Annotated in this window: 25 protein-coding genes; 8 read left to right on the plus strand and 17 right to left on the minus strand. The window is 69.4% G+C overall.

Annotation, left to right across the window (positions count from 1 at the left end; all coding sequences use genetic code 11):
* Nucleotides 1–144 precede the first annotated feature (144 nt).
* Nucleotides 145–843: a sulfite exporter TauE/SafE family protein gene (locus HHL10_RS10745; protein ID WP_310734573.1), complete on the minus strand. Its 699-nt coding sequence runs from the start codon at nucleotides 841–843 to the stop codon at nucleotides 145–147.
* A 61-nt stretch (nucleotides 844–904) separates the two neighbouring features.
* Nucleotides 905–2,314, minus strand: a complete 1,410-nt coding sequence (gene hemN, locus HHL10_RS10750) for an oxygen-independent coproporphyrinogen III oxidase (RefSeq protein ID WP_169160363.1) — start codon at nucleotides 2,312–2,314, stop codon at nucleotides 905–907.
* 180 nt (nucleotides 2,315–2,494) lie between these two features.
* On the opposite strand from hemN, the gene fnr reads away from it, so the two are divergent.
* Nucleotides 2,495–3,232 carry a fumarate/nitrate reduction transcriptional regulator Fnr gene (gene fnr, locus HHL10_RS10755; RefSeq protein ID WP_169160364.1) on the plus strand — a complete coding sequence of 246 codons (738 nt, stop codon included), beginning with the start codon at nucleotides 2,495–2,497 and terminating at the stop codon, nucleotides 3,230–3,232.
* 65 nt (nucleotides 3,233–3,297) lie between these two features.
* On the opposite strand, the gene HHL10_RS10760 is transcribed toward fnr, so the two are convergent.
* From HHL10_RS10760 to HHL10_RS10800, 9 genes are all read right to left on the minus strand, one after another.
* On the minus strand, nucleotides 3,298–3,576 hold the full coding sequence (locus HHL10_RS10760) for a hypothetical protein (protein WP_235971300.1): 279 nt from the start codon (nucleotides 3,574–3,576) through the stop codon (nucleotides 3,298–3,300).
* A 51-nt stretch (nucleotides 3,577–3,627) separates the two neighbouring features.
* Complete coding sequence (locus HHL10_RS10765) at nucleotides 3,628–3,918, minus strand: nitrogen fixation protein FixH (RefSeq protein ID WP_235971302.1); 291 nt, start codon at nucleotides 3,916–3,918, stop codon at nucleotides 3,628–3,630.
* A gap of 44 nt (nucleotides 3,919–3,962) precedes the next feature.
* Nucleotides 3,963–4,217: a hypothetical protein gene (locus HHL10_RS30520; RefSeq protein WP_235971305.1), complete on the minus strand. Its 255-nt coding sequence runs from the start codon at nucleotides 4,215–4,217 to the stop codon at nucleotides 3,963–3,965.
* A gap of 343 nt (nucleotides 4,218–4,560) precedes the next feature.
* Nucleotides 4,561–5,484, minus strand: coding sequence for a cytochrome-c oxidase, cbb3-type subunit III (gene ccoP, locus HHL10_RS10775; protein ID WP_169160365.1), 924 nt, complete (start codon nucleotides 5,482–5,484; stop codon nucleotides 4,561–4,563).
* Nucleotides 5,484–5,675, minus strand: coding sequence for a cbb3-type cytochrome oxidase subunit 3 (locus HHL10_RS10780; RefSeq protein WP_235971308.1), 192 nt, complete (start codon nucleotides 5,673–5,675; stop codon nucleotides 5,484–5,486). Before HHL10_RS10780 ends, ccoP begins: the two co-directional genes overlap by 1 nt.
* 21 nt (nucleotides 5,676–5,696) lie before the next feature.
* Nucleotides 5,697–6,314, minus strand: a complete 618-nt coding sequence (ccoO, locus tag HHL10_RS10785; RefSeq protein ID WP_169160366.1) for a cytochrome-c oxidase, cbb3-type subunit II — start codon at nucleotides 6,312–6,314, stop codon at nucleotides 5,697–5,699.
* A 21-nt stretch (nucleotides 6,315–6,335) separates the two neighbouring features.
* Nucleotides 6,336–7,775 carry a cytochrome-c oxidase, cbb3-type subunit I gene (ccoN, locus tag HHL10_RS10790; RefSeq protein ID WP_169160367.1) on the minus strand — a complete coding sequence of 480 codons (1,440 nt, stop codon included), beginning with the start codon at nucleotides 7,773–7,775 and terminating at the stop codon, nucleotides 6,336–6,338.
* Nucleotides 7,776–7,789: 14 nt separating this feature from the next.
* A complete protein-coding gene (gene ccoS, locus HHL10_RS10795; RefSeq protein ID WP_169160368.1) occupies nucleotides 7,790–7,999 on the minus strand; it encodes a cbb3-type cytochrome oxidase assembly protein CcoS in 210 nt (69 codons plus the stop codon).
* A 6-nt stretch (nucleotides 8,000–8,005) separates the two neighbouring features.
* Nucleotides 8,006–10,288 (minus strand): heavy metal translocating P-type ATPase, encoded by a 2,283-nt coding sequence (locus HHL10_RS10800; protein WP_169160369.1) that lies wholly within the window; start codon nucleotides 10,286–10,288, stop codon nucleotides 8,006–8,008.
* 71 nt (nucleotides 10,289–10,359) lie between these two features.
* Here HHL10_RS10800 and HHL10_RS10805 point away from each other — a divergent pair, with 71 nt between their 5' ends.
* A complete protein-coding gene (locus tag HHL10_RS10805; RefSeq protein WP_169160370.1) occupies nucleotides 10,360–10,827 on the plus strand; it encodes a DUF192 domain-containing protein in 468 nt (155 codons plus the stop codon).
* 80 nt (nucleotides 10,828–10,907) lie between these two features.
* On the opposite strand, the gene HHL10_RS30525 is transcribed toward HHL10_RS10805, so the two are convergent.
* Nucleotides 10,908–11,492 carry a superoxide dismutase gene (locus HHL10_RS30525; protein ID WP_235971311.1) on the minus strand — a complete coding sequence of 195 codons (585 nt, stop codon included), beginning with the start codon at nucleotides 11,490–11,492 and terminating at the stop codon, nucleotides 10,908–10,910.
* 114 nt (nucleotides 11,493–11,606) lie between these two features.
* Complete coding sequence (gene xseA / locus HHL10_RS10810) at nucleotides 11,607–12,968, minus strand: exodeoxyribonuclease VII large subunit (protein WP_235971313.1); 1,362 nt, start codon at nucleotides 12,966–12,968, stop codon at nucleotides 11,607–11,609.
* Between the two features lie 257 nt (nucleotides 12,969–13,225).
* Between xseA and HHL10_RS10815 the strand changes: the two genes are divergently transcribed.
* The 6 genes from HHL10_RS10815 to adk all read left to right on the plus strand — a co-directional run bounded on the left by HHL10_RS10815 (nucleotide 13,226) and on the right by adk (nucleotide 17,214).
* Entirely contained in the window at nucleotides 13,226–13,858 is a 633-nt protein-coding gene (locus HHL10_RS10815; RefSeq protein WP_169160371.1) for a MotA/TolQ/ExbB proton channel family protein, read from the plus strand.
* An 18-nt stretch (nucleotides 13,859–13,876) separates the two neighbouring features.
* A complete protein-coding gene (locus HHL10_RS10820) occupies nucleotides 13,877–14,296 on the plus strand; it encodes an ExbD/TolR family protein (protein WP_169160372.1) in 420 nt (139 codons plus the stop codon).
* Nucleotides 14,283–15,332 carry a tetraacyldisaccharide 4'-kinase gene (lpxK, locus tag HHL10_RS10825; RefSeq protein ID WP_169160373.1) on the plus strand — a complete coding sequence of 350 codons (1,050 nt, stop codon included), beginning with the start codon at nucleotides 14,283–14,285 and terminating at the stop codon, nucleotides 15,330–15,332. Before HHL10_RS10820 ends, lpxK begins: the two co-directional genes overlap by 14 nt.
* On the plus strand, nucleotides 15,322–15,552 hold the full coding sequence (locus HHL10_RS10830) for a Trm112 family protein (protein WP_169160374.1): 231 nt from the start codon (nucleotides 15,322–15,324) through the stop codon (nucleotides 15,550–15,552). The genes lpxK and HHL10_RS10830 overlap by 11 nt, the downstream gene beginning before the upstream one ends.
* Nucleotides 15,549–16,319, plus strand: a complete 771-nt coding sequence (gene kdsB, locus HHL10_RS10835) for a 3-deoxy-manno-octulosonate cytidylyltransferase (RefSeq protein ID WP_169160375.1) — start codon at nucleotides 15,549–15,551, stop codon at nucleotides 16,317–16,319. The genes HHL10_RS10830 and kdsB overlap by 4 nt, the downstream gene beginning before the upstream one ends.
* A gap of 238 nt (nucleotides 16,320–16,557) precedes the next feature.
* Entirely contained in the window at nucleotides 16,558–17,214 is a 657-nt protein-coding gene (gene adk / locus HHL10_RS10840; RefSeq protein ID WP_169160376.1) for an adenylate kinase, read from the plus strand.
* 85 nt (nucleotides 17,215–17,299) lie between these two features.
* On the opposite strand, the gene HHL10_RS10845 is transcribed toward adk, so the two are convergent.
* Genes HHL10_RS10845 through HHL10_RS10860 form a run of 4 tightly spaced genes read right to left on the minus strand, consistent with a single transcriptional unit; the run spans nucleotide 17,300 to nucleotide 23,845 of the window.
* Nucleotides 17,300–19,213 carry an ABC transporter ATP-binding protein gene (locus HHL10_RS10845; protein WP_169160377.1) on the minus strand — a complete coding sequence of 638 codons (1,914 nt, stop codon included), beginning with the start codon at nucleotides 19,211–19,213 and terminating at the stop codon, nucleotides 17,300–17,302.
* Between the two features lie 10 nt (nucleotides 19,214–19,223).
* Complete coding sequence (locus tag HHL10_RS10850) at nucleotides 19,224–20,642, minus strand: ABC transporter permease (RefSeq protein ID WP_169160535.1); 1,419 nt, start codon at nucleotides 20,640–20,642, stop codon at nucleotides 19,224–19,226.
* Between the two features lie 12 nt (nucleotides 20,643–20,654).
* A complete protein-coding gene (locus tag HHL10_RS10855; RefSeq protein WP_169160378.1) occupies nucleotides 20,655–21,638 on the minus strand; it encodes an ABC transporter permease in 984 nt (327 codons plus the stop codon).
* The gene (locus HHL10_RS10860) at nucleotides 21,635–23,845 is read right to left on the minus strand and encodes an ABC transporter substrate-binding protein (RefSeq protein ID WP_310734580.1); all 2,211 of its coding nucleotides are present in this window, start codon (nucleotides 23,843–23,845) and stop codon (nucleotides 21,635–21,637) included. Before HHL10_RS10860 ends, HHL10_RS10855 begins: the two co-directional genes overlap by 4 nt.
* Between the last annotated feature and the right edge of the window lie 36 nt (nucleotides 23,846–23,881).

Consider the following 23,881-nt stretch of genomic DNA (forward strand, 5'->3'; position numbering starts at 1 on the left):
GCGATTCTATGCGACGCGGCGAGAAGTCCTATGTCTTACATAAGACTTGAGACAACGTGGCTCCAAGCGGGACAGCATTGCAGCGCAGCTTGACGCGAAGTTGACAAGCCTGACTGGGTCAAACCCGGTGAAAGCAGGCGTGCTTCAGCTCGCGCACCAGGCGGCGATGCGCGTCCACAGCCCATGGCCCAATGCCCAGGCCGAGGCCGAGGCCAGGCCCAGACCGGCCAGACGCACGGCCCAGCCGCCCGAGGCCAGCCATCGCGAGCCCGGCGCCCCAAGGCGCCACCACAGCGCCGGGCCGAGCCACAAACCGAGTGAGGAACCCAGCGCAAAGGCAGCCATGATCGAGGCCCCGGAAGCCGCATGCTGGCCCAGTGCGGCCACCACCAGCGCGGACTGCAGCAACCCACAAGGCCACGCCACCCAGACCGTGCCGGCCATCCCGGCCTTCAATGGGCCCAGCATGGGCTGCCAACCGCCGGCTGTCCCCGCGCCTGCCGCCACTGGCGCCAGCCGCGTGCCCCGGCCCAGGTGCTCCACCCACTGCGGCTGGCGCCCCTTGACCAGCAGCCACACACCCAGCCCCAGCGCCGCCACATGCACCAGCGTCCACAACGGACGCAGCGCCGGTGTCAGTTGCGAAAACTGCGCCAGCAGCGACACGCTGCCCGCCGCCACCGCGCCGGCCGCCGCGTAGCCCAGCAGCCGCCCCAAATGGAACCCGACCAGCGCCTGCTGCGGCCGCGCGCCGCCGCAACGCCCGGCCAGGGCCGTGCATGCCGCGCCGCACATGGCTATGCAGTGCGGCGATCCAGCCAGCCCCATCAACAGGGCGCTCAAGACAAGGGCGACATCCATGACCGCAAGCTATCGGACCTGCGCGGGGCGTGCAGGCAAAGCCTCAAATGATCCGGGAAAAGCGCTCGCGCGTCTGATCGGCCCGCAAATGCCGGTCGAACACCATGGCCACGCCACGCACGAAGTACCAGCCTCGCGGCGTCACCTGGATCGCATCAGGCTCGATCTCCACCAGCCCCATCTCCACCAGCGGCTGCAGCACCTCAAGCTCCGTCGCGAAGTACTCGCGCATGTTCACCAGATGTGCCAGCTCGATGGACTCGAACTCCACGCGCCCCTGGCACATCAGCGCCATGATCACGGCGCGGCGCACCAAGTCGTCACGCGTGAGGGCCAGGCCACGCACCACCGGAAACTGCCCCTGGCGCACGGCGTCGTAGTACTCCGGCAGCGTCTTGGCGTTCTGGCTGTAGGTGGGACCCATGCGGCCAATGGCCGACACGCCCAGGCCGATGAGATCGCAGTCCGGCTGCGTGCTGTAGCCCTGGAAGTTGCGGTGCAGGCGTCCCTGGCGCTTGGCCGCTGCCAGGCTGTCGCCGGGCAACGCGAAATGGTCCATGCCGATGTAGGTATAGCCAAAGCCCAGGAAGCCCTGGATGGCATTGCCCAGCATCTGCACCCGGTGGCCGGGGGGCGGCAACTGGGCCGGGTCGATGCGGCGCTGCGGCTTGAAGCGCGCCGGCAGGTGCGCATAGGCGTAGAGCGCGATGCGGTCGGGCCGCAGCTCGCCCACCCGCTCCACCGTGCGGGCAAAGGATTCGGGCGTCTGCTTGGGCAAGCCGTAGATCAGATCGACGTTGAGCGACTCGAAGCCGAGGGCACGGGCACTCAGCACCAGTTCGCGCACGCTCTCATAGGACTGCACGCGGTGCACTGCCTTCTGCACTTCGGTATCGAAGTCCTGCACACCAAAGCTCAGCCGGTTGAAACCCAGGCGCGCGAGATGCTGCAGCCGCTCTGCGCTGACGGTGCGCGGATCGACTTCGATGGACAGCTCCGCACCCGGAGCAATGCGAAACGCCCCGCGCAGCACGTTCATCAGGCGCTCGATCTCGGCGTCGGACAGGAACGTCGGCGAGCCGCCGCCAAAATGCAGTTGCGACACGGCCTTGCCCGTACCCAGCACTGCGACATGAAGGGCAATCTCGGCCTCCAGCGCCTGGAGATATTCCTCAGCGCGGTCATGGTGTTTGGTGATGACCTTGTTGCAGGCGCAGTAATAGCAGACCGACTCGCAGAACGGGATGTGCACATAGATCGACAAAGGCGGCGTGCCACCCACAGTCGCACCTTGGGCACGCTGCTCCAGGGCTTGTCGATACTCGGCCGGCCCGAAGGCTTCGACGAAGCGATCGGCCGTCGGGTAAGAGGTGTAGCGGGGCCCAGGCACGTCCAGGCGCTGGAGCAGGCTTTCGGTCAGAACGGGCCCGGTGGCGGAGGTATCGCTTAGCATGGCGCCACTTTGCCAAAGTTGGCCCATGCGAGCTTGATGTGCCTCAAGTGGGCAAATACCAGCCACACCAAGAATAACGCCAGTTTTTGAGGCATATCATTCATGTTGAAGACCGCTGATTTCCCTGATGATTCCTGCATCCAGCCCTCGGGCTGTGCTGGCTCAACTCCGCGAACCAACATGAATTCCACGATGCCGCCCATCCGCACCGAGCCCTTCAAAGTGGCGTGCTCGAGTTGCAACCTGCGTGAGCTGTGCCTTCCGGTGGGCCTGTCGCGCAATGACCTGGAGCAGCTCGACACCATGGTGGCCACGCGGCGTTCGGTGGTGCGTGGCGACACCTTGTTCCGCGCCGGTGACGCGTTTCAGTCGCTCTACGCCGTGCGCACAGGTTTCTTCAAGACCTGTGTCTCGGCCGAGGATGGCCGCGATCAGGTCACGGGCTTTCAGATGGCGGGCGAACTCCTGGGGCTTGACGGCATCGGCAGCGACCGCCACACGGTGGACGCGGTGGCCCTGGAAGACTCGCAGGTATGCGTCATCCCCTATGCCCAGCTCGAGGAACTGTCGCGCGAGTTCTCCGACCTGCAGCGCCAACTGCACAAGATCATGAGCCGGGAAATCGTGCGCGACCACGGCGTGATGCTGCTGTTGGGCAGCATGCGGGCCGAGGAGCGTCTGGCGGCTTTCCTGCTCAACCTGACCCAGCGGCTCCAGGCCCGCGGCTTCTCGGCGTCTTCGTTGATCCTGCGCATGACGCGTGAGGAGATCGGCAGCTACCTGGGCCTCAAGCTCGAAACGGTAAGCCGCACCTTCTCAAAGTTCCAGGAAGAAGGCCTGCTCGAGGTCAAGCAGCGCCAAATCCGCATCGTCGATCAGGACGGGCTGCAGAAGCTGGTCAACGGCGCAGCCTGCTGAGAACGGACAAGCGAATGAACAAAGGGCGCCCACAAGGGGCGCCCTTTTTCTTGGGTCGTCTCAGGTCAATGGCCGTGAGCATCGGGCATCGCGCGTGAGCGCGGCCCGTCGGCGGGCGCCGCCAGCCAGTGCTCCAGGGCCCCGGCCGCGGCGATGGCAGCCCAGAACAGGAAGAAGGCCAGGGAGTAGACGGTCGTAGCCGACAGCTCCGAGAAGACACCGCCGGCACCTTGAAGGCTGTGCGGATCGACCAGCGCAAACACCAGCATCTCCAGCACCGCGGCCATCAGGAACGACGGCCAGGCCACCAGCATCACCGCTTGCACGCGAGGGGTTGTCGTCATTTGCGATCACCTCCTGGCGTGAATTCTTGCGCGTACCTGACGCGCCGCGTCCTAGCGTTGACCCGCAGAGGCCGCAGCGGCAGCCGCTTCGGCCGCAGCCTTGTTGCGCGCTTCGAGGGCCGGACGCATGTCGCCCGACGAGGACTCCTCCGCGGGCTGCTGCGATTGGGGCGCCGCGCCGGAGCCGATCACCACGTCGGCGCCGCGCACGGCAATGACGGCGGTGATGATCGCCGCCACCACCACGGCCAACGGCCCACCCACCACCAGCCACATCATGCGCACGCGCCACCAAGGCACGCGCTGGCCGGCACCGGCCTGTTTATCGGTTCTGCGATCCATGGGGAATACTGCTCCGGTCAGGCCGGCCTCGCACGCACAGTGCGTCAACGCGGCACGACAAAGGTGGATTTCTCGATGGGGTCGGCGGCCACCGCCTTCGCGCGGGGCACCATCTGTTCGATACGGAAGCGCAGCTCATGCACGCCGCCGCCCAGGGCCATGGCGGCTTCCGGCGCCACGGGCATCCAGCGCGCCTGCGGCGCGTCCACTTCCACGGCAGCGCCCGGTTCGACCACAACGGTCCCGGCCAGCCCCTCGACGCCGGCACGGCAGCGCTGCGGCTGCCCGGTGGCGTTCATCGGCTGCAGGCGGTAGACGTTCTCGATTTCGCCCGTGCCACCTGGCGAGCCAGCGCGGCACGGGCGTGCACGACATCCACCTTGAAGTCGGGTAGTGACATCCTGCGGATACAGGAACGGGCCGAAGACGCAGAGGCGCCGCGCGCGCGCTCCATTCCAGCCAAGGCAGCCCGTAAAACACAGGCCGCCCAGCGCCAGGCGGCGAAGCGGCCGCTGACGGCGAGCGGGTAGATCCGGCGCTGCCCCTGATGGAGCGACACCACCGCCGTCTTGGCGTCGGCCTCGGCACGAGGCACAGCCGTGGCGGTGGCAGAGCCGCTTACCGAAGCGGCGCGACCCTCTCTTACTGGGCGGTGGTGGCGGCGCCGCCCTTGTGGGACAGGCTCCACACGTAAGCGCCGAGCACATGGATCTGCTCGGGGCTCAGGCGGCTGGCGTGCGCCGGCATGATGTTGGTCTTGCCGTTGTTGATCATGTTCATGATCGCCTGCTCGCCCCAGCCGTGCAGCCAGATCTTGTCGCTCAGGTTGGGCGCGCCCATGGCCTGGTTGCCCTTGCCGTCGGCACCGTGGCAGGCCGCGCAGACCATCGTGAACTTCTCCTTGCCCAGTTGCGCATACACCGAGTTGTGCGGGCTGCCCGACAGGCTCAGGACGTAGTGGGCGACGTTACGCACGTTCTCGCCACCGCCAATGGCCTCCGCCATCGGGGGCATCATGCCCTGGCGGCCGCCGGTGATGGTCTGCTTGATCGTGTCGTGCGAACCGCCGTAGAGCCAGTCGTTGTCGGTCAGGTTGGGGAAGCTCTTGCTGCCGCGCGCATCCGAGCCGTGGCAACCGGCACAGGTGTTGACGAACAGGCGCTCGCCAATGCCCATGGCCTGCGGGTCCTGCGCAAGCTCCTCGGCCTTCATGTTCACGAACTTGGCGTAGACCGGCGCCATGGCGGCACGGGCCTTGTCCTGCTCGGCGTTGTACTGGCCCACGCTGGTCCAGCCGAAGACGCCCTTGTTCGAGCCCAGGCCCGGGTACACACTCAGGTACACGAGCGCGAACACCACCGTGATCACGAACAGCCACAGCCACCAGCGCGGCAGCGGGTTGTTGAGCTCACGCAGGTCCTCGTCCCAGATGTGGCCGGTGGTGTTGTCGTCGGCCATGGGCTTGCGCTTGGCCGCCACCATCAGCACGAACACGCAGAACGCGAGTCCGCCCACCACGATGCTGGTCACATACCATGACCAGCCACTGTTGAAAAAGTCACTCATCACTTACTCCCTTGGAAGCGGGCCGCGGCCGCAGCGACGGGCTCGCCGTCCTCTTCCAGGAAGGGCAGCTGGGCCGCCGCTTCATGTTGGGAACGCTGGCGCTTGCTCCAGGTCCACAACGCGATGCCGAGGAACAGCACGAAGCTGATCAACGTCACGGCGCTGCGAAGAGCATTGATGTCCATGTCCATCGCTGTGGCTCCTGGTCTGGTTTACTTCAGCGCGGTGCCAAGCACCTGCAGGTAAGCCACGACGGCTTCGAGCTCGGTCTTGCCCTTCACCTCGTCGGCCGCCTTGGCGATCTCGTCATCGGTGTAGGGCACGCCGACCTTGCGCAGCGCCGCCATCTTGGGACCCACCTCGGCCGGGTTGAGCGCGGCCTTTTCCAGCCACGGGTACGCCGGCATGTTCGACTCGGGCACCACGTCACGCGGGTTCATGAGGTGGATGCGGTGCCACTCGTCGCTGTACTTGCCGCCCACGCGGTGCAGGTCCGGACCGGTGCGCTTGGAGCCCCACTGGAAGGGATGGTCGTAGACGTACTCGCCGGCCGTGGAGTAGTGGCCGTAGCGCAGCGTCTCGGCACGGAAGGGACGGATCATCTGCGAGTGGCAGTTGTAGCAGCCCTCGCGGATGTAGACGTCCCGGCCCGCGAGCTGCAGCGCCGAGTACGGCTTGAGGTTTTCCACCGGCTTGGTCGTGCTGTGCTGGAAGAACAGCGGGACGATCTCGGTCAGGCCGCCAAAGGCGACCGTGACCAGGATCAGCACGATCATCAGGAAGTTGCTGGTCTCGATCTTCTCGTGGCCAGTCGGATTAGCGTGTGCCATGTCGGTCTTTCTTCAATCCAATCAGGCGTGAGCCGCGGCCAGGGGCACCGGCGTGGCAGCGACCTTGCCACTGCGCACCGTCATCACCGTGTTCCAGGCCATGATCACCATACCGGTCAGGTACAGCAGACCGCCCAGCATGCGGATGATGTAGAAGGGATAGGTCGCCTTGACGCTCTCGACGAAGCTGTACACCAGCGTGCCGTCGGGGTTCACCGCGCGCCACATCAGGCCCTGCATCACGCCGGCAATCCACATGGCGGCGATGTAGAGCACGATGCCGATGGTGGCCACCCAGAAGTGCAGCTCGATGGCGCGGGTGCTGTACATCGTCTTGCGGCCGAACATGCGCGGGATCAGGAAGTACAGCGAGCCGATCGAGATCATGCCCACCCAGCCCAGAGCGCCCGAGTGCACGTGGCCCACGGTCCAGTCGGTGTAGTGCGACAGCGCGTTGACGGTCTTGATGGACATCATCGGACCTTCGAAGGTCGACATGCCGTAGAACGACAGCGCCACGATCAGGAACTTCAGGATCGCGTCGTCACGCAGCTTGTGCCACGCACCCGAGAGGGTCATGATGCCGTTGATCATGCCGCCCCAGCTCGGCGCCAGCAGCACCAGCGAGAAGATCATGCCCACGCTTTGCGTCCAGTCGGGCAGCGCGGTGTAGTGCAGGTGGTGCGGACCCGCCCACATGTACGTGAAGATCAGGGCCCAGAAGTGCACGATCGACAGGCGATACGAGTACACCGGGCGCTCGGCCTGCTTCGGGATGTAGTAGTACATCATCCCCAGGAAGCCCGCGGTCAGGAAGAAGCCCACCGCGTTATGGCCATACCACCACTGCACCATGGCGTCCTGCACGCCGGCATAGGCCGAGTAGCTCTTGAACAGGCTCACGGGCACGGCGGCGCTGTTGACGATGTGCAGCAGGGCCACGGCGATGATGAAGGCGCCGAAGAACCAGTTGGCCACGTAGATGTGGCGCACCTTGCGGATACCCACCGTGCCGAAGAACACGATGGCGTAGCTCACCCAGGTGATGGCGATCAGGATGTCGATCGGCCACTCCAGCTCGGCGTATTCCTTGCCGGAGGTGTAGCCCAGCGGCAGGCTGATGGCGGCCGCCACGATGACCAGCTGCCAAGCCACGAACGTGAACATGGCCAGGCCCGGCGCGAACAGGCGCGTCTGGCAGGTGCGCTGCACGACGTGGTAGGACGTGGCAAACAGCGCGCAGCCGCCGAAGGCGAAGATCACCGCGTTGGTGTGCAGCGGACGCAAGCGCCCGTAGCTCAGCCAGGGAATGCCGAACGTCAGATCAGGGAAGGCCAGTTGCGCGGCGATGAATACGCCCACGAACATGCCCACCACACCCCAGAGCACCGCCGCCAGTGCGAACAATCGCACGGGGGCGTCGCTGTAAACCGGTCTTCCCGGTTGCGCCGCTTGAGCCATCACTGGCCTCCTTCTTAGTGAGAATCCACCCGGTGCGCATTGTTCGGCGCCGAGCTTTCCTCAAGCTTGACCCCTGTCAACGCTTCACCATCCGCATTCAGGATGCGCTCGCCCTCTCGGTCGAGATCGTCAAATTGCCCGCCGTGCAAGGCCCAGCCGAAGACGCCGATGATCACCAGGACCAACAGCGCCGACAGCGGTATGAGCAGGTACAGGATTTCCATCGGCCCTCAGCGCGCAAGGCGCAGCGAATTGCCCACCACGAGCAGTGAGCTCGCCGCCATGCCCAGGCCGGCCGCCCAGGGAGGCAGCCAGCCCGCCAGCGCCAGCGGGATACAGGCTGCGTTGTAGAGCGCGGCCCAGGCGATATTTTGCCGCACGATGCGCATGCTCCTGGCGGCAATACTGCGCGCGTCAGCCAGCGCCTGCAGCCGCTGCGAGGGCAGGATGGCATCGGCATGCACACGCGCCACCAGCGCGCCCTCGCCCATGGCGAAGGACACGTCGGCCTGCGCCAGTACCGGCGCATCGTTGACGCCGTCACCGACCATCGCCACCACGTCGCCGACGGCCTGCGCCTGGCGCACCGCCTGCAGCTTGGCTTCGGGCGTGGCGCCGGCCATCGCCACCGGCAGGCTCAGGCGCTGAGCCACCCGCTGCACGCGCCCCGGCGCGTCGCCTGACAGCAGCGCCGGCTCGATGCCGGCGGCACGCAGCGCGGCCATGGCCGCGGCCGCGTCCTCGCGCAGCCGTTCCTCGAAACCGAAGGTCAGCAGCACCTGACCGCGCCGCCCGAAGGCGACCTGCAGCGCATCACCGCCCTCCTCCACGCTCGCGTCGGCAACCCAGGACGCGCGACCCAGCCGCCACTCCACGCCCTGCGCATCCAGCGCGCTCATGCCCTGCCCTGGTTGCTCGCGCACCTGCGTCCAGCCGGCCTCAACGACCGCACCGGCATTGCAAGCGGCGGACACCGCCTGCACCAGCGCGCGCGACAACGGATGCGTGGACCAGCGCGCCAGCGCCGCCGCCCGCTCGCGCAGCGGCTGCACGTCGGCCACGGCCAGCGTCGGCGCCGGCTGCAGCTCGCGCAGCGCCAGGCTGTCCTCGGTCAGCGTGCCGGTCTTGTCGATGAAGAGACGGCGCACCCGCGCCAGCGCCTCCAGCGCATCGAGCCGCTGCAGCAGCACGCCACGGCGCGCCAAGCCGCCGGCGGCGGCCACCAGCGCGGAGGGCGCGGCCAGCGACAGCGCGCAGGGGCAGGTCACGATCAGCACCGACACCGCCACCCACACCGCGCGCGACGGATCGATCACGCTCCACGCCGCCGCGGCCCCGATCGCCAACACCAGCACCACCCACAGGAAAGGCCGCGCCCAGCGGTCCGCGGCGCGCGCCAGCGCGGGCCGCTCGGTGAGGGCCTGCTGCATCAACGCCACGATGTGCTCGTAGCGGGTGTCCGCGCCCACGCGCTGCACGCGCATGCGCACCGGCACGCCGACATTGAGGGCACCGCCCACCAGCGCATCGCCGGGCCGCTTGGCCACCGGGCGCGACTCGCCGCTGAGCAGCGATTCGTCGGCCTGCGTCGAGCCCTCAACCAGTTCGCCATCAGCCGGATAGCTCTCGCCCAGCGCCACCTGCAGCAGGTCGCCGGGGCGCAGCGCATGCACGCTCACGGCTTCCAGGCTGCCGTCGGCACCCACGCGGTTGGCGGTCTGCGGCATGCGCGCCAGCGCTTCCTCCAGCGTGGCGGCCACGCGGTGCCGCGCGCGCATCTCCAGATAGCGCCCGGCCAGCAGGAAGCTCACGAACATCGTGAGCGAGTCGAAATAGACCTCGCGGCCGAAGATGCCGCCCGGGTCGAAGGTTGCGCCGGTGCTGGCCACGAAGGTGACGATCACGCCCAACGCCACGGGCACGTCCATGCCGATGCGCCGCGTGCGCAGGCTGCGCCAGGCACCCTGCAGGAATGGCGCGGCCGACCACCACACCACCGGCACGCTCAGCAGCCAGGAGCCCCAGTTGAGCAATTGCCAGTGGTCGGGCGCCATCTCGCCCGGCCTGGCCACGTAGATCGGCCAGGCCATCATCATCACCTGCATCATGCAGAACCAGGCCACGAACAGCCGCCACACGGCCTGCCGGTTCTCGGCCTGGCGCAGCGCGCGCGCGGGGGCCGCGGCATCGGGCACAGCGTCATAGCCGGCGCGGCGGATGGCCTGCACCAGCGCCGCCATGCGCGTGCGCGCCGGGTCCCATTCGATGCGGGCACGTTCGGCCGAGGCGCTCACGCGCGCGGACTCCACGCCCGGCACGGCCATCAGGGCCTGCTCGATGGTGTCGGCGCAGGCGGCACAGTACATGCCCGAGAGACGCAGCACCGACTCGCCCTTGCGCTGGCCGTCGCGCCCCACGCGCCAGCGCGTGAAGCGCTGCTGTTCCTGCGGGTCGTCGAGGACGGCGAGCTCGGGCGGTACGGGGGATTCGAGAGTGGCGGTGGGAGCGTTCATCGGCGACAGGCGCGCGCCGGCCACAGGCCCGACGACGCCGGATAATCTAGGGTCCATCCCCCGGTGACGGCATGACTCAGATCAAGACACGCGCATCCCTGGCGGGGCTGCTGGCCCTGGTGCTCACCACCTCACCCGCAGCCGCGCAGCAAAGCCAGCCCCAGCGGCTCGAAACCATCACGCTGAACGCGGGCATGCACAACATTCGCGCCGAGGTGGCGCTAACGCCCGAGCAACGTGCCACCGGCCTGATGTACAGGCGCGAGATGGCGGCTCACGAGGGCATGCTGTTCGTGTTCGAGCAGCCGGCGCCGCAGTGCTTCTGGATGAAGAACACGCTGCTGCCGTTGTCCATCGCCTTCCTGGCCGATGACGGGACGGTGGTGAACATCGCCGACATGCAGCCGCAGGCGCTGGACTCCCACTGCTCGGCCAAGCCGGTGCGCTATGCGCTGGAGATGAACCAGGGCTGGTTTGCCAAGCGCGGCATCCAGGCCGGCGCGAAGCTTAAGGGTCCGGTCTTCAACCCGCAGCGCTGACGTGAAAAGGCCGATCGCAAGACCGGCCTATTGACATCGCTCAAGCGGCGCCCGCCCGGGGCGCCGCAATGCCCGATCGATCAGGCGGCGAGGTTGTTCTCCGCGAACTCCCAGTTCACCAGCTTGTCGAGGAAGGTCTCGACGAACTTCGGACGCAGGTTGCGGTAGTCGATGTAGTAGGCGTGTTCCCACACGTCCACGGTCAGCAGCGGCTTGTCGCCGGTGGTCAGCGGGGTGCCGGCGGCGCCCATGTTGACGATGTCCACGCTGCCGTCGGCCTTGCCCACCAGCCAGGTCCAGCCCGAGCCGAAGTTGCCCACGGCGCTCTTGACGAAGGCTTCGCGGAAGGCGGCGTAGGAGCCGAACTTGGCATTGATGGCCTGGGCCAGCGCGCCCTTGGGCTCACCGCCGCCGTTGGGCTTCATGCAGCTCCAGAAGAAGGTGTGGTTCCAGATCTGGGCGGCGTTGTTGTAGATGCCGCCGGAGGACTTCTTGATGATGTCCTCGAGGGACATGTTCTCGAACTCGGTGCCCTTCTGGAGGTTGTTGAGGTTCACGACATAGGCGTTGTGGTGCTTGTCGTGGTGGTATTCCAGCGTCTCGCGGCTGTAGTGCGGGGCGAGGTCGTCGTAGCCGTAGGGCAGCGGGGGCAGGACGTGTTCCATCTTTTCTCCTGGTTTCATTGACGCACGACAAAGAGCGTGCAGGGGGCAATGCCGCGGCGATTGTAGGAGTGCGCGGCAAAGTGCACAGACCGTGCAAGGGCCTTGCGAACGAAGTCACGCCTCGGCATCCGGCTGCACCTGCAGCACCTGCGCCAGCGCGCGGCCGTCGCTCCACACCGCCTGCACCTGCTGACCGGGCCGCAGCGCGCGTGACGAGACGATGGGCTGCCCCTGCTCGTTCGTCACCCAGGCATAGCCCCGGGACAGCACCCGGTGCGGGTCCAGCGCCGCCAGCCGCTGTTCCATGCCCTGCAGCGCAATGACCCGGCGTTCGCGCTGCACCGCCTGGGCGCGCTGCAGGCGCTGCGCCAGCGCCTGCAGCCGCACGCCGGCGCGCTCGCGCTGCACGCCCTGGGCCCGCTCCAAGCGTGCCGCCAGCCGCTGCGGCGCCTCGGCCGCGCGCTGCAGCGCGTGGCGCAGCGCGTGACGCGCGCGCTCCTCCAGCCGGTCGAGCTGCTGCGCATGGCGCGCCAGCACGGCACCGGGGCGGGCCAGCTGCAGCGCGCGCTGGTCCAGGTCCTGAGCCTGCCGCTCCAGCTGGCGCTGCACCTGCCGCTGCATGCGCCGCGCCAGCGTTGCCAGCTGCTCCAGGGCCTCGGCCTGCGAAGGTGCCACCAGCTCGGCGGCGGCTGTGGGCGTGGGCGCGCGCAGGTCGGCCGCGAAGTCGGCCAGGCTGACGTCGGTCTCGTGGCCGACGCCGCACACCAGCGGGATGCCACTGGCCGCCACCGCATGCACCACGCGCTCGTCGTTGAAGGCCCACAGGTCCTCCAGCGAGCCGCCGCCGCGGCACAGGATCAACACGTCCACCTCGCGGCGCCGGTTGGCCAGCGCCAGCGCCGCCACCAGCGCCGCCGGCGCCTCGGCGCCCTGTACCGGGCTCGGGTAGATCACCACCTCCACCTGCGGCGCGCGCCGCGCCAGCGTGGTGAGCACGTCGCGCAGCGCCGCGGCGGCCAGCGAGGTGACCACGCCCACGCGCGCCGGAAAGCGCGGCAGCGGCCGCTTGCGCTCGGCGTCGAACAGCCCCTGCGCCTGCAGCCGCTCCTTCAAGCGCAGGAACTGCTCGTACAGCGAGCCCGTGCCCACGAGCTGCATGGCCTCGACCACGAACTGCAGCTCGCCGCGCGGCTCGTACAGCGCGATGCGCCCGCGCAGCTCCACCTGCTGGCCGTCGCGCGGGTTGAAGTCGAGCAGTCCGGCCGCGCGGCGGAACATCGCGCAGCGCAGCGCCGCGGCCTGGCCCTCGGCGTCCTTGAGCGTGAAGTAGCAGTGGCCACTGGCCGCGCGCGTGAAGCCCGAGAGCTCGCCGCGCACGCTGCAGGCGCCGAAGCGCGCCGCCAGCGCGTCGCCCATGGCCAGCAACAGCGCCGCCACGCCCCAGACCTGGCGCGCCATCGTGGTGGGCTCGGCCATGTGGTGGTTCTCCAATGAATGAAATCCGCCGAAGTGCTGAAAAAAGAGGCAATCCAACCCAAGCACCCGGCCGACAAGCAGTTCGGCGCGCTGTCCCGGGGCTGGTCACAAACTTGTCCACAGCTCCGGTGGACAGCGGACAGGGCACGTTGAGCGGCGGCCAGACCCGCTGGAGCCCTTCGGCATAATCGCCCCTCGATCCGGGTGGTCCGTCTTGCAGTCCCGGATTTCTCTTGCCCAACGACCTGGGGACACCCTTGTTTTCGATCATACAAGCCGCCGGCTGGCCGATCTGGCCGCTGCTGCTGTGCTCGGTGCTGGCGCTCACGCTCATCATCGAGCGGCTGCTGAGCCTGCGCGCGGGGCGCATCACGCCCCCGAAGCTGCTCGACGAGGTGCTGCAGCTCACGCATGCCGCCCTGCCGGGGCCGGACGTGGTGCAGAAGCTGGAGCAGCACTCCGTGATGGGCCAGGTGCTGGCGGCCGGGATGCTGAGCGTGCTGCGCGAGCCGCGCATCGACGAGGGCCGGCTGCGCCAGGCCTTCCAGAACGCCGGCCGCGTGGCGGTGCACGAGCTGGAGCGCTACCTGAGCGCGCTGGGCAGCATCGCCTCGGCCGCGCCGCTGCTGGGGCTGTTCGGCACCGTGGTGGGCATGATCGAACTCTTCGGCGCGCAGACGCCCGGCGGCGGCACCAACCCGCAGCAGATCGCGCACGGCATCTCGGTGGCGCTCTACAACACCGCCTTCGGCCTGGCCATCGCCATCCCCGCGCTGCTGTTCTACCGGCACTTCCGCGCCCGCGTGGACGAGTACACGCTGGTGCTGGAGCAGGCGGCCGAGCGGCTGCTGCCGCTGCTGCTGCGCCAGGCGGCGGCGCGCGGCGCCTGAGCCGGCCGGGAGCGGGCGATGGACTTCCGCAAGCCTCGGCGCGACGAGCCGGAGATCAACCTGATCCCGTTCATCGACGTGCTGCTGGTGGTGCTCATCTTCCTGATGGTCACCACCACCTTCAACCGGCTCACGGCGCTGGACCTGACGCTGCCCACGGCCAGCACGCAGCCGCTGGCGCAGAAGCCCCAGGAGGTCGTGGTGGCCGTGGCGGCCGACGGCCGTTACGCGATCAACCAGCGCGTGGTGGACGGCCGCAGCGTGGAGGCGCTTGCCGCCGAGCTGCGCGGCGCCACGCAGAACCTGTCGCAGCCGGTGGTGATCATCAGCGCCGACGCCACGGCCGCGCACCAGTCGGTGATCAACGTGCTGGACGCGGCGCGGCGCGCAGGCCTGTCGCGGCTGACCTTCGCCAGCCAGAGCGGTGACCCGCGCTGAGGCCACGCCCGGCGGCACCACGTCGCGCCTGGGCGACTGGCTGCAGCGGCAGTGGTGGCAGCCGCGGCCCTCGCCGGCCGCGCGGCTGCTGGGCCCGCTCTCCCTGCTGTACGAGACGCTGGCCGAGCGCCAACGCCGCAACACCACGCCGCAAAGCCCCGGGCTGCCGGTGGTGGTGGTCGGCAACCTGATCGTCGGCGGCGCCGGCAAGACGCCCACCGTCATCGCGCTGGCACAAGCACTGCGGGCGCTGGGCTGGACGCCGGGCGTGATCTCGCGCGGCCATGGGCGCGCCGCCGCAGGCGTGGCGGAGGTGCGGCGCGACAGCCGCGCGCGCGAGGTCGGCGACGAGCCGCTGCTGATCCACCTGCGCAGCGGCGCCCCGGTGGTGGTGGGCCGGGACCGGCTGGCCGCGGCACAGGCGCTGCGCGTGGCCCATCCGGACGTGAACCTGCTGCTGGCCGACGATGGCCTGCAGCACTGGCGCCTGGCGCGCGACGCGCAGGTCATCGTCTTCGACGATCGTGGCGCAGGCAACGGTTTTACCCTGCCCGCCGGGCCGATGCGGCAGCGGCTGCCCGACAGCGTGCCGCCGCGCAGCCTGGTGCTCTACAACGCCGCGACCCCGAGCACGCCGCTGCCGGGGTGGTGCGCGCAGCGGCGCCTGGCCGGCGCGGTGGAGCTGGGCGACTGGTGGGCGGGCCGGCCGCCCAGCCCGGATGCGCTGCAGGCCTTGAGGGACCGGCGCGTCGTGGCCGTGGCCGGCATCGGCGCGCCGCAGCGCTTTTTCGCCATGCTGCAGGCTCAGGGGCTGAGCCTGACGCCCTGCCCCGTGCCCGACCACCATGACTACGCCACGCTGCCCTGGCCGCCCGGCAGCGCCGACGTGGTGCTGACCGAGAAGGACGCCATCAAGCTGGAGCCGGGGCGCTGCGCCGGAACGCGCGTGTGGGTCGTGGCGCTAGACTTCGCCCTCCCCGACGACTTCGTGGCCGCACTGGCCCGGCTGCTTCCTTCCCCGCCTCATGAGCCTTGACCACCGACTGATTGAACTGCTGGTATGCCCGGTGTGCAAAGGCCCGCTGGAGCTGCTGCGCGACACGCAACTGCAGCCGCGCGAGCTGCTGTGCCCGGCCGACCGACTGGCCTATCCCATCCGCGACGGCCTGCCGGTGATGCTGGAGAACGAGGCCCGCTCGCTGGACGCGCCCGCGGCGCCGCTGTCGCCCACGCCCGACGACGCCGCCGCGATATGAGCGTGCTGCCTCACGAGGATTTCACCGTCCTGATTCCCGCGCGGCTGGCCTCCACGCGGCTGCCCGACAAGCCGCTGGCCGACATCGCCGGGCTGCCGATGGTGGTGCGCGTGGCGCAGCGCGCGGCGCTGTCCGGCGCCCGCCGCGTGGTGGTGGCGGCCGACGACGAGCGCATCGTGCAGGCCTGCGCCAGGCATGGCGTCGAGGCGGTGCTGACCGCCAAGGACCATCCCAACGGCAGCGACCGCCTGGCGCAGGCCTGCGCGCTGCTGGGCCTGGACGGCGAGGACATCGTGGTCAACGTGCAGGGCGACGAGCCGCTGATCGACCCGGCCCTCGTCGATGCCTGCGCCGCGCTGCTGCGCGAGCGCGACGATTGCGTGATGGGCACCGCCGCCCACGTGATCGAGAGCGAGGAGGACTGGCGCAATCCCAACGTGGTGAAGGTGGTGCTCGATGCCGCCGGCCGCGCCCTGTACTTCACGCGCGCGAGCGTGCCCTTCTGGCGCGACGCCGTGCCGCCCGGCGCGCTGCCCAGCCCCGCGCCGCTGCGCCACATCGGCCTGTATGCCTACCGCGCCGGCTTCCTGCGCCGCTATCCGACGCTGGAGGCCTCGCCGCTGGAGCGCATCGAATCGCTGGAGCAGCTGCGCGTGCTCTGGCATGGCGAGCGCATCGCGGTGCACGTCACGGTGCAGGCGCCCGGCCCCGGCGTGGACACGCCCGAGGACCTGCAGCGCGTGCGCGCACTGCTCGAAAAGGCCTGAAGCGACGGGCTCGGCGCGTGAGCCAAAGATGCTGACGCAACGCTGACACCCCTGTCAGGCAAATGCCCACGGCGTGATGACCGTCACGCCGCATGCGGGTTAGAACGGGGGTTGGCGCTTGACAGGCGTCAGCTTGGCGCAAAGACCCGCATGGCATACTCATCCGAGACAACGCCGGCCGCCCGGCCGGTGGAGCGCCTGTCCCGCAGGCGCGGCTGAACACCAATCAAGGAAACCGATGAGACTGATTCTTCTGGGCGCACCGGGCGCCGGCAAAGGGACGCAAGCCGCCTTCATCTGCCAGAAATATGGGATTCCGCAGATTTCCACGGGCGACATGCTGCGCGCGGCCGTGAAGGCCGGCACCCCGCTGGGCCTGGAAGCCAAGAAGGTGATGGACGCCGGTGGCCTGGTGAGCGACGAGATCATCATCGGCCTGGTCAAGGACCGCATCGCCCAGCCCGACTGCGCCAAGGGCTTCCTGTTCGACGGCTTCCCCCGCACCATCCCGCAGGCGCAAGCCATGCGTGACGCCGGCGTGAAGCTCGACGTGGTGCTCGAAATCGACGTGCCCGACGAGGCCATCATCGAGCGCATGGCCGGCCGCCGCGTGCACGTGGCCTCGGGCCGCACCTACCACGTCAAGTACAACCCGCCCAAGGCCGAAGGCGTGGACGACGTGACCGGCGAGGCGCTGATCCAGCGCGATGACGACAAGGAAGAGACCGTGCGCAAGCGCCTGGAGGTCTACCAGAGCCAGACCCGTCCCCTGGTCAACTATTACGCCGACTGGGCCGCCACCGGCGACGCGCAGGCCCCCCGCTACGCCAAGATCAGCGGCCTGGGCTCGGTGGACGAGATCACCGCCCGCGCCATGGACGCGCTGTCGGCCTGAGGCTGAAGCGTCTCGCTTGAAAAAGCCGCCTGGGGGCGGCTTTTTTGCGTTTGTACGGCAGCCGGAAACGGAGCTGCCGCGCTCTCTACTTCGGACCATCAGCCGTCTGTCTCACCACCAACCTCGGCACCGCCGCCAGCAAACTCTTGGTGTACTCGTGCCGCGGCTCCTGCAGCACCTGCTCGGCCGGGCCCATCTCGACGATGCGCCCGCCCTGCATCACCGCCACTTCGTGCGCCAGGTAGCCCACCACGCCGATGTTGTGCGTGATGAAGAGATAGGCCAGTCCCAGCTGCTGCTGCAGCTCGCGCAGCAGGTTCAGGATCTGCGCCTGCACCGACACGTCCAGCGCCGAGGTCGGCTCGTCGCACACCAGCAGTTTCGGTGCCACCGCCAGGGCGCGCGCGATGGCGATGCGCTGCCGCTGCCCGCCGGAGAACTCGTGCGGCCAGCGCTGCAGCGCGTCGGCGGGCAGGCCTACCTGCCGCGCCAGCGCCTGCACCCGCTCGCGCCGCTGCTCGGCACCGAGCTGCGGCAGCAGCGCCTGTAAACCCTCCTCCAGCAGCTCGGCCACGCGCAGCCGCGGGTTGAGCGAGCCGAACGGGTCCTGGAACACGATCTGCGCCTGCGCGCGCGCCTCGCGCAGCGCGTCGCCCTCCAGCGCGAACAGGTCCACGCCCTCCAGCAGCGCCTGCCCCCGCACCCGCGCCTGCCGGCGCAGCAGCTGCACGATGGCCTTGCCGGTGGTGGTCTTGCCGCTGCCGCTCTCGCCCACCAGCGCCAGCGTGCGCCCGGGCCGCATGTCGAAGCTCAGCTCCCGCACCGCCTCCACATGGCCCACCACGCGGCGCAACAAGCCCTTGCGCACCGGAAAGCCCACCGACAGGTTTTTCACCTGCAACAGCGGCACCGAACCGGCTGCGGGCGGTACGCCTTTCAGCGCCCGCTGGGCGGATGAGGGCTGCAGCGCCGCCGCCGTGTCGCCGGGCGACGGGGGCACCGCGCCCGGCGCGTACAGCACGCAGCGCACCTGCCGCCCCTTGCCGGGCCGGAACAGCGGCACCGGCTCGCCGCACACCGGCATGGCATGCGGGCAGCGCGACTTGAAACGGCAGCCCGGCAGGCGCTCGGACAGCCCCGGCACGCTGCCGGCGATGGCCGCCAGCGGCTCGTCGCGGCGCCGCGCATCGGGCAACGCGCGCAGCAGCGCCTGCGCATACGGGTGCGCCGGCGCGTGAAAGAAGGCCTCGGCCGGCGCCAGCTCCACCAGCTGGCCCGCATACATCAGCGCCACCTGCTGCGCAAAGCCGGAGACCAGCGCCAGATCGTGCGTGATCAGCAGCAGCCCCAGCCCCTGCTCGCGCTGCAGCTCCCGCAGCAGTTCCATGATCTGCGCCTGCACCGTGACGTCCAGCGCCGTGGTGGGCTCGTCGGCCAGCAGGTAGTCCGGCTCGGTGGCCAGCACCATGGCGATCATGGCGCGCTGCTTCTGCCCGCCGCTGAGCGTGAAGGGATAGCGCTCGAACGCCCCTTCGGGCAGTTCCACGCGCCGCAGCCACTGCCGCGCCCGCTCGCGCGCCGCGGCGCCATGCAGCGGCAGGTGCCGCTCGATGGCCTCGACCACCTGCTCGCCCACCGTCATCACCGGGTCCAGGCTGGTGGCGGGCTCCTGGAAGATCATGCCGATGCGCCGGCCCCGCAGCGGCCGCATGCGCGCCTCCGGCAGCGCCAGCAGGTCCTGCCCATCCAGCTTCACCTGCCCACCCACGACGCGCCCGCCCTCGGGCAGCAGCCGCATCAGCGCCAGCGCCGTGATGCTCTTGCCGCAGCCGCTCTCGCCCACCAGCGCCACGGTCTGTCCCTGCGTCAAGGCCAGCGACAGCGCGTCCACCACCGCCAGGCTGCCGGCGTCGGTGTCGATGCGCACGTCCAGATCCTGGACCTCCAGGCGTCCCTGTCCCCGCGCGGAGCGGCCCTGAGCACGTTCCTGATCGGCCATGCGCAGCCCCTCAGCCTCGTTGCACCCGCAACGCCCGCGCGCGCGGGTCGAAGGCGTCGCGCACCCCATCGGCCAGCAGGTTCGCCGACAGCACCAGCGCCAGCATGAACATGAAGGCGCTGGTGAAACTCCACCACACCAACGGGTCGCGGCTCATCTCGCTGCGGGCCAGGTTGATCATCCCGCCGAAGCTGTTGAGCGAGGGGTCCACGCCCACGCCCACGTAGCTCAGCACCGCCTCATAGAGCACCAGGGCCGAAAAGTCGAGCACGGTGGTGATCAGCACCAGGTGCAGCGTGTTGGGCAGGATGTGGCGCAGCATGATGCGCCCGGCCGGCAGCCCGAAGGCGGTGGCGGCCTGCACGTACTCCATCTCGCGCAGCTTCAGCGTTTCCGCGCGCAGCAGCCGGCACAGCGTGGCCCAGCCGGTCAGCCCCAGGATCAGGCACAGCAGCAGCAGACGCAGGTCGCTGCGCTCGGCCCCGGTGGCGAACAGCCCGGGGTTCTGGTCGATGAACACCTGCACCATCAGCACGCAGGCGGCGATCAGCAGCACGTTGGGCACGGCCGAGAGCACGGTGTAGAGGTACTGGATCAGCGCGTCGGCCCAGCCGCGCAGGTAGCCCGCCACGATGCCCAGCACCAGCGCCAGCGGCAGCGTGGCGACGGTCGCAAGGCTGCCGATGACGAAGGCGGTGCGCACGCTCTTCAAGGCCTGCACCAGCACGTCGTTGCCGGTGCGATCCGTGCCCAGCACGTGGTAGTGGCCCATCAGCGCGAGCACCGGCCCGGCCACCAGGCACAGCGCGGTGACGCACAGCAGCGCCGCGCGCAGCGGCGCGCGGGTGCGGTCATGCACGATGTCCTCCAGCGCCCAGCGCCACGGAATGCCTTTCTGCCGCCGGCGCCGCCGGCACATCAGGGCCAGCACCATGGTCGCCACCACCAGGGCGCCCGCCACGCCGGCCAGCACGCGCCGGGTGACGTCGCCGGCCCGATCACGCCCGGGGTCGGCCAGGTGCGCGCCGCCATGCTGCAGGCGAGGGAAGGTGCGCACCACGCTGCCGCCCTGCTCCACGCTCTGGCGGTTGAAGGCGTGCGTGGCCAGCGGCGCAGAGTAGCTGGACTCGCGCATGGCAATGGGCCGCGCCAGCAGCACGTCGAGCAGGCTCTCGGTGCGCGTGGCGTAGAAGACCTCGCCCGAGGCGGTGGGCGGCAGCGCGCGGCGGAAGTGCAGGCTGTCCAGCAAGGCCACCAGCGCGAAGGCGCCGAACACGATCAGCGCGCACAGCGCCGGCGCGTCATGGAGGATGCGGCGCCAGGGCGCGCGCCGCGCCGGGTCGCGCTGCAGCCGCCAGCCGTAGAGCGCCAGCGCCGCCACCAGCAGCCACAGCACCGCGTCGGTCCACAACAGCACGGGACGAGGCAGCGGCGCCATGCGCTACTCCAGCCGCACCCGGGGATCGACCCAGGTGTAGGCGATGTCGATGAGCAGGAATGCCGCCACGTAGAGCAGCGCGCCCAGGAACACCATGGCGCGCACCACGGCGAAGTCCTGCGCCGAGATGGCGTCCACCACGTAGGCGCCCAGCCCCGGAATGCCGAAGAAGCTCTCGAACAGCAGGCTGCCCAGGAACACGTAGGGCAGGAAGGAACCAGCGCTGGTGAGGATCGGGATCAGCGCGTTGGGCAGCACATGGCGCAGCAGCACCGCGGGTTCGCTCATGCCCTTGGCGCGCGCGGTGCGCACATGGTCCTTGCCGACCTCCTCCAGCAGCATGGCGCGGTAGAGGCGCGCCTCGCCGCCCAGGCGCGCCAGCAGGCTCAAGCAGACCGGCAGCACCAGGAACTTCAACGCGTCCAGCCCCGGGGCCCAGCCCGAGATCGGCACGAGCTTGAGCACGCGCGAGAACAGCAGCTGGCCGACGATGATGTAGAACAGGCTGCTGATCGACAGCATCAGCACGCACAGCACCACGCCCCAGAAGTCGATGCGGGTGTGCCTGAAGAACACCAGCAGCAGCGCGAAGCCCACCGAGGCGATGAGCTGCAGGATGAAGATCGGCACCGCCAGCTGCAGGCTTACCCCCATGCGCGTGCGGATCTCGCGGCCGATGTCCAGCGCGCTCTGCGAATCGGAGCGGCCGAAGTCCAGCCACAGCAGCGACACCGAGCGCTGCCAGAACACGGTGCGGGTGAGTTTTTCCGTGCCCTCGCCCTGCTCGTTCCACATCAGCGGCTGGTCGTAGCCGCGCTCGGCCTTCCACTTCTCGATCTGCTCGGCGCCGACGCGGCGCCCGCCGATGTTCATGCGCGCCATATCGTCGGGCGTGTTGACGGTGAAGAACAGCAGGAAGGTCAGCAGGTTGACGCCCACCAGCACCAGCACCGCGTAGGCCACGCGCCGCAGGATGGCGTTGATCATGCGGCGGCCTCCCCGGGGCGCTTGGCCCCGGCCTCACTTCGCCCCGCCGCCGCCTCGCGCGCGCGCCAGTGCGCGCGCAGCCGCCACAGCAGCGCCAGCAGCGCCACGGGCAGCAGCAGCAGCGGCCACCACTGCGGCCGGTTCCACTCGGCCCAGCGCTGCGCGCGCAACTCCGTGTCGAGCCGGTAGTACTTGGCCATGTCGCGCACCAGCAGGCTGGGCTTGCCGTTGTGCACCCAGGGCTGGAACGCCGAGGCCGCGTAAGGAAAGTAGCCCCAGGCCCAGGGCGCGTCCTGGCGCACGATGTCCACCATCTCGTCGATCACGGCCTGGCGCCGCGGGCCGTCGTCCAGCGACTGCATCTGCTTGTAGAGCCGGTCGTATTCGGGGTTGCGGTAGTTGCTGGAGTTCTCGCCGTCATGCCCGACCTTGGCATTGGGGCCGTAGAGCAGGAAAAGAAAATTCTCGGGGTCCGGGTAGTCGGCCAGCCAGCCCCAGCTGAAGATCTGCGCGCGGCCGTGGCGCATCTTTTCCTGGAACTGGTTGTAGTCGGTGGCGCGGATCTCCAGCTGGATGCCGAGCTTGCCGAACTGCCGCGTGAGCCAGTCCAGCTCGGCGCGGATCTCCGGCGTGGGCACGCGCTGGAAGTCGTAATAGAGCACCAGCGGCCGGCCGCTTTTCGCGTCGCGCCCGTCGGGGTAGCCGGCCTCGGCCAGCAGCCGCCTGGCCTCGGCGATGGAGCGGCGCACCACCTTGCCGCCCACCACCCGGTGCGTCACCGGATTGTGGCCTTCCACCGTGCCGTGGCGCGAGCCGAACAGCCCGGCCGGCAGCGGCCCGTGCGCGGCCTCGCCGGCCTTGTTGATGAAGATGCGGCCGTAACCTTCCTCGTAGTCGATGGCGATGGAGATGGCCTGGCGCAGCCTGCGGTTGCGCGCCTGCTGCTGCGGCGTGTCGCCGCGGCCCACCACCGGGTCCAGCCAGTTGAAGCCCAGGTAGGCGATGCTGATGTCCACCGTCTTCGGGAACTGGAAGCCGCGCTCCTCGTAGAGCCGCCGCGTGGCGGCGGAGTCCTGCATGTCGCTGAGGAACTCGATGCCCCATTCCGGGCGCTCGATCTCCGGCACGTCCAGGTAGCCCTGGATGAACTTGGCCTTGTGCGGCAGTTTTTCCCGCTCGTTGGTGGAGACGATGCGGTCGATGAAGGGCATGGTCTTGCCGCAGTCGTCGAGCAGCCCGGCCTCCTTGTCGCCGGGCATGCCCTCGCAGGGATAGGGCTCGCCGCGGAAGTTCGGGTTGCGCTCCAGCACGTGACGCCGGTCGGTGATGCGCTCGGTCAGCATGTACGGCCCCGTGCCCACCGGCCAGGCCGCCAGACTCATGCCGGCGCCGGCCATGCCGGGCTGGGCGTAGAAGGCATCGGCCTCCCAGGGCACCGGCGCCATGAAGGTCATGGCCAGCCAGTATTTCCACTGCGGATATTTGCCCTTCAGCGTGATGCGCAGCAGGTGTTTTTCCGGCGCCTGCGCGCCTTCCAGCGGCCAGCGGCGCAGGTCCAGGAAGGGTTTGTCCAGGGCCGAGGCCGGCAGGCCCTGGCGCAGCTTCGCGTCCTCGGTGCGCAGCGTGTCGCCCAGCGCCTTCAGGCCCAGCACATGCTCGGCGAACACGCCGAACACCGGTGCTTCCACGCGCGGGCTGGCGTGGCGCTTCAGGGCATAGATGAAATCCTCAGCCGTGAGCTCGCGCGTGCCCTGGTGCTCGAAGTCCAGCGGCGTGCGGCGCTCGCCCAGCTCACCGGCTTTCAGCGCGTGGTAGCGATGGCGGCCCTGCTCGTCCCTGGCGAAGGCCGGGTGCGGCGCGAACAGGATGCCGGGGCGGATGCGGATGTCGTAGACGCTGTAGGCGATCTGCCCGGGGTCGGCGTCGGGCGGCAGCGGGCGGCGCTGCGCGTCCAGGTAGCGCGGCTCGGCGATCGCCTCGGCCGCCTTGGGCACCAGCGCGTAAGGGCGCTTGAGGTAGTGGTAGCCGTAGAGCGGCTCGTAGACCTGGTAGGTGTACGGCGTCTCGTTGTTGTTGTAGGAGGCGGTCGGGTCCAGCGAGCGCGGGCTGCGCTCCTGGAAGGCATTGAGCAGCGTGTTGCTGCGCGCGGTGCCGGCGGGGTACGGGCTGTTGTCGCAGGCCGCCAGCAGCAGCGCGAGCACGATCACCAACGCCGCCGGCAGCCACCGGCGCGGCAGCGGCCC

Origin of the sequence: Azohydromonas caseinilytica, assembly GCF_012927045.1 — a bacterium.
Taxonomy (GTDB): Bacteria; Pseudomonadota; Gammaproteobacteria; order Burkholderiales; family Burkholderiaceae_C; genus Azohydromonas; species Azohydromonas caseinilytica.